The 13,235-nt window shown below is 52.5% G+C and carries 11 protein-coding genes and 1 tRNA gene; 9 read left to right on the top strand and 3 right to left on the bottom strand.

What is annotated here, in order from left to right; translation table 11 throughout:
• Positions 1-15 precede the first annotated feature (15 nt).
• From B3007_RS03245 to pnp, 8 genes are all read left to right on the top strand, one after another.
• Positions 16-101: transfer RNA gene (locus tag B3007_RS03245), tRNA-Leu, on the top strand.
• Between the two features lie 276 nt (positions 102-377).
• Positions 378-836, top strand: coding sequence for a ribosome maturation factor RimP (rimP, locus tag B3007_RS03250; RefSeq protein ID WP_301377105.1), 459 nt, complete (start codon positions 378-380; stop codon positions 834-836).
• Between the two features lie 22 nt (positions 837-858).
• Positions 859-2,355 (top strand): transcription termination factor NusA, encoded by a 1,497-nt coding sequence (gene nusA, locus B3007_RS03255; RefSeq protein WP_068443176.1) that lies wholly within the window; start codon positions 859-861, stop codon positions 2,353-2,355.
• 26 nt (positions 2,356-2,381) lie between these two features.
• Entirely contained in the window at positions 2,382-4,910 is a 2,529-nt protein-coding gene (gene infB / locus B3007_RS03260; protein ID WP_301377102.1) for a translation initiation factor IF-2, read from the top strand.
• Between the two features lie 114 nt (positions 4,911-5,024).
• Entirely contained in the window at positions 5,025-5,444 is a 420-nt protein-coding gene (gene rbfA, locus B3007_RS03265; protein WP_301377101.1) for a 30S ribosome-binding factor RbfA, read from the top strand.
• 1 nt (position 5,445) lies between these two features.
• Entirely contained in the window at positions 5,446-6,411 is a 966-nt protein-coding gene (truB, locus tag B3007_RS03270; protein ID WP_301377099.1) for a tRNA pseudouridine(55) synthase TruB, read from the top strand.
• 93 nt (positions 6,412-6,504) lie between these two features.
• The gene (gene rpsO, locus B3007_RS03275; protein WP_076513482.1) at positions 6,505-6,774 is read left to right on the top strand and encodes a 30S ribosomal protein S15; all 270 of its coding nucleotides are present in this window, start codon (positions 6,505-6,507) and stop codon (positions 6,772-6,774) included.
• Between the two features lie 229 nt (positions 6,775-7,003).
• On the top strand, positions 7,004-9,106 hold the full coding sequence (pnp, locus tag B3007_RS03280) for a polyribonucleotide nucleotidyltransferase (protein ID WP_297530386.1): 2,103 nt from the start codon (positions 7,004-7,006) through the stop codon (positions 9,104-9,106).
• A gap of 65 nt (positions 9,107-9,171) precedes the next feature.
• On the opposite strand, the gene B3007_RS03285 is transcribed toward pnp, so the two are convergent.
• Entirely contained in the window at positions 9,172-10,878 is a 1,707-nt protein-coding gene (locus tag B3007_RS03285; protein WP_297530384.1) for a S8 family serine peptidase, read from the bottom strand.
• Between the two features lie 285 nt (positions 10,879-11,163).
• Between B3007_RS03285 and B3007_RS03290 the strand changes: the two genes are divergently transcribed.
• Positions 11,164-12,072 (top strand): hypothetical protein, encoded by a 909-nt coding sequence (locus tag B3007_RS03290; RefSeq protein WP_297530382.1) that lies wholly within the window; start codon positions 11,164-11,166, stop codon positions 12,070-12,072.
• Between the two features lie 7 nt (positions 12,073-12,079).
• Here B3007_RS03290 and B3007_RS03295 read toward each other — a convergent pair whose 3' ends face one another.
• Together B3007_RS03295 and B3007_RS03300 are read right to left on the bottom strand one after the other, a co-directional pair.
• Complete coding sequence (locus B3007_RS03295; protein WP_301392212.1) at positions 12,080-12,361, bottom strand: hypothetical protein; 282 nt, start codon at positions 12,359-12,361, stop codon at positions 12,080-12,082.
• Positions 12,362-12,405: 44 nt separating this feature from the next.
• Complete coding sequence (locus B3007_RS03300; protein ID WP_301377096.1) at positions 12,406-13,230, bottom strand: PhzF family phenazine biosynthesis protein; 825 nt, start codon at positions 13,228-13,230, stop codon at positions 12,406-12,408.
• Between the last annotated feature and the right edge of the window lie 5 nt (positions 13,231-13,235).

Here is a 13,235-nt window from a genome sequence, read left to right on the forward strand (position 1 = left end):
TTTCTTCCCCTGTGTGCGGATGTGGTGGAATTGGTAGACACGCCATCTTGAGGGGGTGGTGAGCAACGCTCGTGCGAGTTCGAGTCTCGCCATCCGCACCAACTTATTCCGATGATCGTGACTCAACGGTCATCTGAGAAAGCGGACCAGGGTTCGCTTTTTTTATTGGCAGCGCGTATAATGCGGCTGCTTATTTGAAAAGCCCCTCACGTCAGGGGCTTTTTAGTAGCTGGCATTCTGAAATTGTTTGTTTATGGATGCTCAGTATCACAGGAATCTGCTCTGCAGGTTCCGGTCTGCAAAAGGCAGTAGCGGACTGGGCACATGTTGCCCAGTTTTTGTTTGTGGCGAGAGCCAAATCCCCGGGAGAATTTGTCGTGGCAAAAGAGAGTCTGTTAAACGAACTGCTCGGTCCGGTCGTTGAGTCCATGGGATATACCTTCTGGGGGCTTGAATATATCTCCCAGGGTAAAGACACAGTATTGCGTGTGTTTATTGATCACGAAAACGGTATCACCGTTGATGACTGCGCTGCAGTCAGTCGTCAGATCAGTAGTGTGATGGATGTAGAAGATCCGATCTCTCAGGTTTACAACCTGGAAGTGTCATCCCCAGGTATGGATCGTCCTGTGTTCACACTCGAGCAGTACGCGTCATTAGCAGGAAATATTATCGACGTACGTTTGCGCATGGCGTTTGACGGGCGGCGGAAATTCAAGGGCCAATTAATTGGTGTGGAGCAGGAAGACATCGTTCTTCGCGTAGACGATAACGAATACCTGTTGCCTATTGAGCTGATTGAAAAGGCTAACGTTGTTCCACAATTCAAGGATTAAGGTTGCAAAGCGAGGCTAGAAGATGAGCAAAGAAATTCTCCTGGTCGCGGAAGCGGTTTCCAACGAGAAAGGCGTTTCCAGGGAAATTATTTTTCAGGCGATCGAATCGGCGTTGGCCGCAGCAGCGAAAAAACGTTACGAAGATGAAGAGGCCGTTATCCGTGTGGATATCGACCGTAAAACTGGCGACTACGAAACTTTCCGTAGCTGGCTGGTTGTAAGCAATGACGTGGTACCAGGTCTTGGTGATGAGCTGACCCTGGAAGAAGCACACGAAATTGATACCAACCTGCAGCCGGGTGATACCTACGAAATTCAGGTAGAAAACCCTGACTTCGGTCGTATTGCCGCACAGGCCGCAAAACAGATCATCGTACAGAAAGTTCGTGAAGCTGAGCGTGCTCAGGTCGTTGAACAGTACGAACACCGTGTCGGCGAGCTGATCGGCGGCACTGTGAAGAAAGTTACTCGTGACAACGTTATTGTCGATCTCGGTAATAACGCTGAAGCATTGATGCCTAAAGATCAGTTGATTGGTCGTGAAATCATGCGTATGGGCGATCGTATACGCGCCATTCTGTTTGATATCCGTCCGGAAAATCGTGGTCCTCAGCTGATGCTGAGCCGTACTGTGCCAGCCATGCTGATTGAGCTGTTCCGTATCGAAGTACCTGAAATTTCAGAAGAAGTGATTGAAATTAAAGGTGCTGCACGTGATCCGGGTTCGCGCGCTAAAATCGCTGTGAAATCTAACGATAAGCGAATCGACCCTGTTGGTGCTTGTGTGGGTATGCGTGGTGCGCGTGTTCAGGCAGTAACCAACGAACTGGGTGGTAACGAGCGTATCGACATTGTTCTGTGGGACGACAACCCAGCGCAGTTGGTAATCAATGCAATGGCTCCGGCTGAAGTTGCGTCGATTGTTGTTGATGAAGAAACCAACTCAATGGATGTTGCCGTTGCAGAAGACAATCTCGCTCAGGCTATTGGCCGGGGTGGTCAGAATGTTCGTCTGGCTTCTGAACTGACGGGTTGGGAAATCAACGTCATGACGGAAGAAGACGCCATCGAGAAACAGAACGAAGAAGCGTCCGGCTTTATTGAAGGCTTTATGAACAGCCTCGATATCGACGAAGACTTCGCGACACTTCTGGTGGAAGAGGGCTTTACGACCCTCGAAGAAATCGCCTACGTACCTATGGAAGAGATGCTCCAGATTGATGGCCTCGATGAGGACATCGTGACAGAGCTGCGTAATCGCGCCAAAGATGTGTTGCTGACCCAGGCGATTGCGTCTGAAGAAGTGCTCGAATCAGCACAGCCGGCGGAAGACCTTCTTAATATGGAAGGCATGGACAAGCATCTGGCATTGGTTCTCGCCAGCAAAGGTATCTGCACGATGGAAGACCTTGCTGAGCAAGCAATTGATGACCTGCTGGATGTCGAAGGGATGACCGAAGAAAAAGCGGGCGAGCTGATCATGACTGCCCGTAAGCCTTGGTTTGAAGGCACTGAATAATCACTCGCCCGGTATAGGAGAAACGTATGGCAGATGTAACAGTTAAAGAGCTAGCCGACGTGGTAGGGACGAGCACAGACCGCCTGCTCTCCCAAATGAAAGAAGCGGGCCTGCCTCAGAGCGCTGAGACTGACACTGTAAATGACGAGCAGAAGCAAAGCCTGCTCGCATTTCTGAAAAAAAGTCACGGCGAAGCTGACGCTGAGCCAAAAAAAATCACTCTGAAGCGTAAAGTTACTACGACTTTAAAAACAGGTCAGGGTGGTAAGAAAGCGGTTAATATCGAAGTGCGTAAGAAGCGTACTTATGTGAAACGCGAAGAAGTTGATGTCGCGGCTGAGAAAGCCCGTCAGGAAGAAGAAGCGCGTATCGCTGCAGAAAAAGAAGCGGCCCTGAAGGCTCAGGCTGAAGCTGAGAAAGCGGCAGCAGAGGAAGCGGAGCGAGCCAAGGCGGCTGCAAGCAAAGCTGAATCAGCGCCAGCGGCAAGCGAGCCTGCACCTAAAGTTGAAGCGAAAGAAGCGCCTAAGAAGAAGGCGGAAGCAAAACCAGCTCCAACGCCTGAAGAAGATGCAGCGCAGAAACGTGCGGCAGCAGAAGCAGCTCAGCAGCGTGACGATCATCGTAAGAAGGCTAAAACGCCAGAGCGTAAGCGCACTGACAAAGATAGCCGCTTCGATAACGAAGACAATAATGGCGGGCGTAATCAGCGTCGACCAAAAGCTAAGCTGAAGACTAAAGGTCGCAGCAGTAATCGTAATGCGAATAACGAGCATGCGTTTACTAAACCGACTGCGCCAGTGGTCCGTGAAGTTGAGCTGCCTGAAACCATTACGGTTGGTGACCTGGCATCCAAGATGTCTGTGAAAGCCGGTGAAGTGATCAAAGAGCTGATGAAAATGGGTGTTATGGCAACCATTAACCAGCCTCTGGATCAGGACACTGCGACTCTGGTCGTCGAAGAAATGGGTCATAAAGTATCTAAGCTGATCGCAGACAACCAGCTTGAGCAGGATGTCACTGAAGCCGTCAACTATGACGGTGACCAGACGACCCGTGCACCGGTTGTTACCGTGATGGGTCACGTTGACCACGGTAAAACGTCACTGCTGGATTACATCCGTAGCTCACGCGTAGCGTCAGGCGAAGCGGGCGGTATTACCCAGCACATTGGTGCATACCACGTTGAAACAGATCACGGCATGGTGTCTTTCCTGGATACACCGGGACACGCAGCGTTTACCTCAATGCGTGCCCGTGGTGCTCAGGCAACAGACGTCGTAATTCTGGTGGTTGCAGCCGATGATGGCGTGATGCCGCAGACCGAAGAAGCCGTTCAGCACGCTAAGTCAGCGGGTGTACCTCTGGTTGTTGCTGTTAACAAGATGGATAAAGAAGGTGTTGATCCGGATCGTGTTAAAAACGAACTGTCAGCACGCGATGTTATTCCGGAAGACTGGGGCGGTGACGTGCCGTTTATCCCTGTCTCTGCAAAAACGGGTATGGGCATCGAGACACTCCTCGAAGCGGTACTTCTACAAGCTGAACTGCTTGAGCTGAAAGCGCACTTCGATGGCCCGGGTCAGGGTGTAGTGGTTGAGTCACGTCTGGATAAAGGTCGTGGTCCGGTTGCAACTCTGCTCGTTCAGAACGGTACTCTGAAGAAGGGCGACGTTGTTCTGGCTGGTACCTGTTACGGTCGCGCTCGTGCGCTGCTGGATGAAAACGGTAAGCAGACTGACTCTGCAGGTCCGTCTATTCCAGTAGAGATCCTCGGCTTGAATGGCACCCCGGATGCTGGTGACAACTTCATGGTTGTCGAGAACGAGAAGAAAGCGCGTGAAGTTGCTGAGTTCCGTGAAACCAAGCTGAAAGAACAGCTTCAGCAGCGTCAGCAGGCCGCGAAACTGGATGCACTGTTTGCCGGTATGGCAGAGGGTGAAGTCGCTGCTCTGAACGTGGTTGTTAAGACTGATGTACGTGGTTCGCTCGAAGCTATCGTGTCTTCACTGCAGAAACTCGCAACTGACGAAGTGAAAGTAAACGTTGTTGCCTCAGGTGTTGGTGGTATCACCGAAACTGACGCCACCCTGGCCGTTGCGGCGGGTGCGGTACTGTTCGGCTTCAACGTCCGTGCCGATAACGCAGCGAAGAAAGTTGTCGAGAACAACGATGTGGATATGCGCTACTACAGCGTTATTTACGATCTGATTGATGACGTGAAACAGGCAATGGCTGGTCTGCTGGCGCCTGAGCTGCGTGAAGAGATCGTCGGTATTGCTGAAGTACGTGACGTATTCAAGTCGCCTAAGTTTGGTCAAATTGCTGGCTGTATGGTGACCGAAGGTACGATTTACCGTAACAAGAAGATCCGCGTACTGCGTGAAAACGTGGTGATCTATGAAGGTGAACTTGAATCCCTGCGTCGCTTCAAAGACGACGTTCAGGAAGTTCGCCAGAGCACAGAGTGCGGTATCGGTGTGAAGAACTATCAGGACGTTCGCCCAGGCGATCAGATTGAAGTCTTCGATGTGAAAGAGGTTGCACGTACTCTGTAATCACGAGTGTGTGAACCATAGACCAGAGCCCGGCCATGCCGGGCTTTGGTGTCTCTGGGCGATGCCCGGAACCCGCATTTACCAGGCCGGAAAGCTGGCCTCAGAGAGATAAAAATGCCTAAAGATTTCAGCCGTACTTCCCGTCTTGGGGAGCAGATCCAGCGCGAAGTTGCGCAGATGATCCAGTTTGAAATGAAAAATCCGAAGCTGGGTATGGTGACCCTGAATTCGGTCAAGGTCGCGAAAGACCTCGGTTATGCCGACATCTACTTCACCGTGATGGGTGCAAAGGGCGAAACCGACGCCGAGATTCGTGCCAACACCAGCAAGATTCTGAACGAAGCCGCAGGCTACCTGCGTTCTCAGCTGGCCAGAATTCTGACCACACGTGTTACGCCACAGCTGCGTTTCCATTACGACGAGACGCTAGAACGTGGTCATCACCTGACGGGCCTGATTAAACAGGCACGTGCAGCAGATGACGCGCGTCATCCAGGCGATGCTGCGAATGACGGGGACGACCGTCAGGACTGATATGGCGCGTAGAAAGAAGGGCCGGGATATTTCCGGCATCCTGGTGGTGAATAAACCGCTTGGGCTCAGTTCCAATCAGGTTCTGCAACGCGTAAAGCGCCTGTATAACGCCAACAAAGCAGGGCACACGGGGGCGCTGGACCCTGAGGCCACCGGTGTCCTACCCATCTGCTTAGGTGAAGCCACCAAGTTCTCACAGTTACTGCTCGATTCAGATAAAGGCTACGACACTCGCGGAGTGCTGGGGCAGGTGCGCAGTACCGGGGATAAAGAAGGCGAGATTCTGCAGGAGCGTCCGGTCCCCGAGCTGAATACTGAAACAATCGAAACTGTGCTCAGCCGGTTTCGTGGTGACGTCGAACAGGTGCCGCCGATGTTTTCCGCGCTCAAGATGGATGGTAAGCCGCTCTATGAGCTGGCACGTCAGGGGATGTCGCAGGAAGAAATGCGCGCTGTCGCTGAAAAGAAGCGTCGCGTTATCCGTATCCACGAATTGACCCTCAGCAGCTACACTCCGGATTCACTTAGCTTGAGTGTGCGTTGTTCCAAGGGCACCTATATCCGCACTTTAGTGGAAGATATCGGCGAAGCTCTGGGTTGTGGTGCCTTCGTTCAGGACCTTCACCGCACGCATTCCGGGCCATACGACGAAGCCATGTCTCATACGCTTGAAGAGCTGGAGCAGATCGTTGAGCAGGGTGGCGAAGACAAAGGTGCCCTGGACGCACTGTTAATGCCTCCTGAAACCGCCTTGCCAGAGACCTGGCCGGAAGTGTCACTAACCCTCGCCGAAGCCGCACGGTTACTGCAAGGACAGGCGATTAAGACTGGCTTAACGGATAACCCTTCTGTACAATTATGGGCCGTTGAATCTGGGGTTCGTATTCTGCTTGGCATTGGCCGGGTTGAGAACGGCGCCATCCGGTCACAGAGACTGATGCAGGTGAGCCTGCCAGATCTGGCCTGAAAAGATTTAACCGTCACATAAGTGACACCGCATACCACTGTAAATGTGCACGGTGGTGATGTGATTTTTTGCACATTAGACGGAGTAAAGAACATGGCACTGTCTGCTGAAAAGAAAGCCGAAATCGTAAAAGAATTCCAGACCGCTGAAGGCGACACTGGTTCTCCTGAAGTTCAGGTTGCACTGCTGACTTACAACATTAATGGTCTGCAGGGTCACTTCAAATCGAACAAGAAGGATCACCATTCACGTCGCGGCCTGATTCGCATGGTTAACCAGCGTCGTAAGCTGCTGGACTACCTGAAAGGCAAAGATGCAAACCGCTACCTTGAGCTGATCAAGAAGCTGGGTCTGCGTCGCTAAGACAGCAAGATAAGGGTCGCCAAGTGCGGCTCTTATTTTTTGTGCTTCTCTGACTCTGTAAATTAAGACCATCCTGCGCAAGCTGTGGTGCCAACCCCGTGTATCAAGTAATCCACGGTGGTGCTTCTAACCATTTATCTTCTTTCGGGTTGTATCGATCGAAGGTCAATGCTTAGAAGCACCGGCAGTGACGTAGGGAATTTACTGTATACATTTAAGGAAAGACTGAATGAGCAATATCCCTGTTGCTAAGACAAAAACCTTCGAATTCGGCGGCCAGACCGTCACTCTCGAAACTGGTCGTATCGCCCGTCAGGCAGACGGCGCTGTGCTGGCCACCATTGGCAAGACTCAGGTGTTGGCGACTGTTGTAGCCGCCAAAACTACTAAGCCGGGCCAGGATTTCTTCCCGCTGTCTGTTCACTACCAGGAAAAAATGTACGCCGCTGGCCGTATCCCTGGTGGTTACCTGAAGCGTGAAGGTCGTCCTTCTGAGAAAGAAACACTGACTTCTCGTCTGATTGACCGTCCTATTCGTCCTCTGTTTCCGGAAGGCTTCCTGAACGAAGTTCAGGTAATTCCAACCGTAATGGCCTCTGAAAAGGGTGTTGATCCGGATATCTGTGCAATGATCGCTGTATCTGCGGCGCTGGCCGTGTCTGGTGTACCTTTCAACGGTCCTATCGGTGCAGCCCGCGTTGGTTTCACTGACGAAGACGGTTACATGCTGAACCCAACTGATGCGCAGCTCGAAGAGTCTCTGCTGGACATGGTTGTGGCGGGTACTAAAGACGCCGTTCTGATGGTTGAATCAGAAGCTGACGAGCTGACCGAAGACGAAATGTTGGGTGCGGTACTGTTCGCACACTCATCTTTCCAGAGCGCGATCACTGCGATCAGCGAGTGGACTGCTGAGCTGGGTGTTGAGCGTTGGGACTGGACTGCGGAAGCCCGTAACGAAGCGCTGTACAACGCTGTTAAAGAAGAAGCTGCGGCTGGCATTGGTGAGGCTTACACCATCTCTGACAAGATGGCTCGTTACGCTAAGCTGGATGAAGTTAAAAAGGCAGCCGTTGAAAAACTGGCAGCGGCTGAAGGCGAAGAAGGCTTCACTGCTGACGAGATCGCCGAGATGGTTGGCGAACTGAAGTACGAAGTGGTTCGTAACCGCGTTATCGAAGGCCAGCCACGTATCGACGGTCGTGACAACGACACCGTACGTCCGCTGACCATCGAAACAGGCGTTCTGAAAACGACTCACGGTTCTGCGATCTTCACCCGTGGTGAAACTCAGGCGATTGTTGCGACTACACTGGGTTCTGCCCGTGACGCACAGATGATCGACTTCCTGCACGGTCTGACAACCGATCCGTTCCTGTTCCACTATAACTTCCCTCCATTCTCTGTGGGTGAAGCGGGTCGTATGGGTTCTCCAGGTCGTCGTGAGATTGGTCACGGTCGTCTGGCCCGCCGCGGTGTTCAGGCAATGATGCCGACTCAGGACGAATTCCCATACACCATCCGTGTTGTATCTGAGATCACTGAATCTAACGGTTCGTCTTCTATGGCGTCTGTGTGTGGCGCATCTCTGGCGCTGATGGATGCAGGTGTGCCGATCAAAGCCCCTGTTGCCGGTATCGCTATGGGTCTGGTTAAAGAAGGCGAGCAGTTCGCTGTACTGACCGACATTCTGGGTGACGAAGATCATCTCGGCGACATGGACTTCAAAGTTGCTGGTACTGACGAAGGTATCACTGCGCTGCAGATGGATATCAAGATCGAAGGTATCACTGAGCAGATCATGGAAATCGCTCTGGAAAAAGCCAAGGCTGCACGTCTGAGCATCCTGAACGACATGAACAAAGTGATCGCAGAGCCTCGTAAAGAGCTGTCTGAGAACGCTCCGACCATGTCTACTATGAAGATCGCCTCTGACAAGATCCGCGACGTGATTGGTAAGGGTGGCGCGACTATTCGTGACATCACCGAGAAGACTGGTGCTTCTGTTGATATCAACGACGACGGTGAGATCAAGATCTTCGCGACTGACAAAGCCAGCGCAGATGCAGCGGTTAACATGATTGAAGGCATCACTGCGGATATCGAAGTTGGCGTTACCTACGAAGGTAAAGTCAGCAAGATCGTTGATTTCGGTGCCTTCATTACCGTACTGCCAGGCAAAGACGGCCTGTTGCACATCTCTCAGATCAGCGAAGAGCGTGTTGAGAACGTCTCTGACTACCTGAGCGAAGGCCAGACCGTTAAGGTTCACGTCATGGACGTTGATCCGAAAGGTCGTGTGAAGCTGACCATGAAAGGTGTTGAGCAGTAAGTTCTGCTGAACGTCTGAAAAAAGCCGCTCAATCGAGCGGCTTTTTTTATGAGAAGATTATGTGATTACTGCACTTCATCCTGAGAAGCAGCGAAGTAATTCAGGCTGCCCCGGTTACCCGGAGTGCGGTCGACGACGGTCAGAGTATAAGTGCCGCTGATACCGTTAGTGGTCGTAGCATACTGCCCGGCAGTGCCAGCCACCGAGGTACGGCTCATGGCTGTTTGCGTACCATCCGGCGCTGTCAGCGTTACACTCAGCTCGTTGTGGTTACTGTGATTGATTACAACGTTTACCTGCCCGTTTTCACCACTATTGCCAACATTCAGGGAGATCCTTGAAACCCCTTCGCGGGTGAAGAACCACCAGTAACGACTTGCGTCATTGAGCGTGACATTGGTAGCACCGCCATAGGTGATTGTTTCAATAATGGGGTCTGGATCTACCGGGTCCGTTGGGTCGGTCGGATCCGTCGGATCGGTAGGTTCACCATCGGTCACGGCCAGTAAGGCCGCATAAGCATCTACCAGACCCGTGCCGCAGCCATCACAGTTTCCAATGAAAGGACGAGCCGTATCCTTCAGAACATCTTCAATGGCCTGAGGCGTGAGGGATGGATTGGCTGAGCGAAGCAGGGCAACAACCCCCGCCACCTGAGGCGCTGCCATTGATGTGCCCTGATATTTTGCGTAAGCCGCGCCTGCACGTCCCTGCGATCCACTATCAACAGTACTGAGGATGCCATCACCGTTGCCACCACCAGGTGCTGCGATATCAACAACATTGCCATAGTTAGAGTAGCTCGCCCGGCTACCGTCGACGCCAACGGAGGCGACGGTGATAACATTATTACAGTTCGCAGGAACTGAACCTGACGCGTCGGTGTTTTCATTACCGGCTGCCACGACCACCACGGCTCCTGCCGCAGTGGCTGCATTAATGGCATCCTGCATAAAGCCCGGGCAGCTGCCCGCACCGCCTAGAGACATATTGATAACATCTGCCGGGTTGTTGTTTGTTGGCAAGCCAGCAACAGGCAGGCCAGCCGCCCACTGCACACCATCGGCGATATCAGAGAGTGATCCGCCACAGGTGCCCAGAACGCGTACCGGAACATGTTTAGCCTGAGGCGCTACGCCAGTGATTCCTAGACCATCATCAGCAGAAGCGTTGGCAATACCGGCGACATGAGATCCATGCCATGATGAGTTGCTGGAATAACCACAGGTCCAGAAAGTGGTGTAGTCTCCTTCGTCAATCGCATTGCTATCACGACCATTGCCATCCCGTGCGCTGCTTGAGCTACTGATCATGTCGTAGCCGGGGAGAAGGTTGTCGTTCAGATCGGGGTGAGGGACATAACCTGTGTCTGCGACCGCGATCACTGCACCGGCACCCAGAGTGATATCCCAGGCGTCCTGGGCATTAATACCTGCCGCAGCACTGAATAGTCCCCATTGCTGACTGAGGTACGGGTCGTTCGGTACCAGGTTGGCCTGAACCTGTATATCCGGCTCTACGGCTTCAATCAGGTTGTAGCGCTGCAGCGCTTCGATCAGGCGGGTGTTGTGGTCAGGAAGATTAATTACCCAGCGGCGACGGTCTGCCATGCGGCGTTTAACGGCCATCTCAGGGAACCACTTCTGAAAGCGTTCCCCGGCATCGTCTTGCGCGACTCTGGTGGTTACGACGTATTGCCCAGCCTGTGCAGGGTTAGCCCCCAGTGCCACTAATGCAGCCAGAGCTGCAGGCACATACTTTTTCATTGTCATTATCGTGTCCTGTTTTTCTTCGTTTTAATTCCATTGCTCAACCCAATATTCCACGCTATTCGAATGCGCATGGCAATGGCATGACGTGCCACGGTTAAGGTGTTAGTGTGTACGCGTGGCGTTCTGGTTTATCCGATGCTGAATGCGAACACAGTGCGACAAGCTTTATAATTGCGTTCGTGATTTTTGCGTTAAGGCCAGATGTGCTACTACACTTATATAGCTGTCTATCATGTCTCTTCGATTGTTCGAAGGCACAACAATAACAATCTGGTTCGTACCGGCATGAAAAACTCGTCAAAACCCTGGTTACTTGGTGGCATCCTGTTGCTACCGGGGGCGCTGATTGCGCTCACTATGCAGTTCCTTTCACCTGAGCTGTTGTCCTCAGATCAACATCAGTCTATTCGTGTCCTGTCTGCATTGCCTCCCTCGGCAGCGGGTGAGGCTGACCTGACGGATATTGGTGGAGATATCTGGTCCAGGGCCTTGAAACCTGTAACGTATACAGAGCGGATTCGTACCGATGAAATGACTGGCAGCCTGACCTTGCAGGTGCTCAAGTACAGGTTCCGCCGGAATCAGCAGATCGCTGCACGGATGCAGTTCGCCCCTGAGTCTGGTGAGCCGCCAAGGGGCTCACACATGTCTTTGGCAGTGACAACCCGTCAGGGAAATTACATCGCTGAGGCAACGCCTGAATGGATCACCACGGGTAACGGCACCGTTGGCAGTGCAATGATTACCCCTGAAGCAGGCTGGCCGGATCAGTTGACCCTCGTTCTGACTCTCAAGGCACCAGAACGTTTACCGATTGAGTCCACGGTCGACATTGAACTCTTCAATCCCAAAGTGCTGATCAAGGGCGTCGGTAATATCTCAAGCGAGGGGGACGAGTGGTTGATCCCTATTATGGCTGAGGTATTCGAGCCTGGGGTGGTTGTCGTATCGGCTCGTTTGCTCGATAAGACAGGTAATCTGGTGACTCATATCCATAGTCGGGGACATTTTGACGAAAGTGGAACTCTTGAGGTCCGGTTGCGCAAAAAGCTTATCGAAGCATCGATGCTGGACGAAGGACTACTGATGACGGATATTTCAGTACGTCATATCGCAGATTCACTTAATGCGGACATGGGCTGGGGAGATTCTGCTCAGGGCAGTTACAGGATTGATCCTGTGTCAGCGCAGTAGTACCGCATCAGATGTACAGGTCGAGCAGTCGGCCTCGATTGTCTTCTACTGACATAGCCGCGACCTCGCCATAGGCTGAGGTTGGTCCAGCTGGTTTTTCACGCTGAAGGCTGTTTGCCATGGCCTCAAGATCGGCTTCATCCGGTATTGCCGGGATATATTCTACCTTTCTGCTATTTTCTCGCTCGTCAATAGTCTGCGTGCTTTGTCTGCGCGCAGAAGTCTCCCCCCGTTCATTATCCTGAACGGGAGGAACAAAGACGGGAGGTAGAATCGTATTTGAAACCATAGCTCAGAGTTTAGCTGGTTTTGACGAGCTGGTGCACTGACTTGTCAGTCGGGTATGCGAATAACGCCCTGCATGTAGTGATAGGTGGTTCCCGTGATCCTGACCCGGCTATCTTTCAGGTCGAGGCTGAGTTGGCCGCCTCGCTGAGATATCTGTCGGGCCTGCAGGCGGTTCTTTCCGAGTTTTTCGGCCCAAAGTGGGGCCAGCGAGCAAAAAGAAGAGCCGGTTACAGGATCTTCGTTAATCCCCTGCCGCGGTGCAAAGAAGCGGCTGACGAAATCAATGCGACCGTGCTGGGCTGGTGCGGTGATGGCCAGAGCAAAGCAATCCAGCTCGGCGAGAGCAGCGAAGTCGGGTGTGCAGTCCTGCACTGCTTTTTCATCCTTCAGAACGGCGATGAGGTCGCGGGACTGCAGGAGCTCAATGACTTCCGTGTTGAGTATTTTACTGACCTTGTTCAGTAATCGTTTGCCCGTGACCGCCTCCGGCGCACGCTCTGGAAACTCAAGACAATAGCGGACAGGAGACTTTTTACTCAGCACGGTGACCGATATATCACCCGCCTGGCAGGTCATGGGAAGTTGTTCTCGTGTATCCCCCAGAATCTGATGGATCACATGGGCTGTCGCCAGCGTTGCGTGCCCACATAAATCGACTTCGCTGGTCGGCGTGAACCAGCGTAAGTGATAGGTGCCGTCTTCCTGTTTAACAAAGAATGTCGTTTCGGAGAGGTTGTTCTCGGTAGCAACTTCCTGCATCTGGCGATCGTCCAGCCAGTCATCAAGCGGAACAACAGCTGCCGGATTGCCACTCAGGGCACTTGAGTTTTTCAGAGTAAAAGCGTCGATCTGAAATATAGGGAGATCCATGCGCG

Origin of the sequence: Thalassolituus sp. UBA675 (assembly GCF_002297765.1) — a bacterium.
GTDB lineage: Bacteria > Pseudomonadota > Gammaproteobacteria > Pseudomonadales > Oceanobacteraceae > Thalassolituus.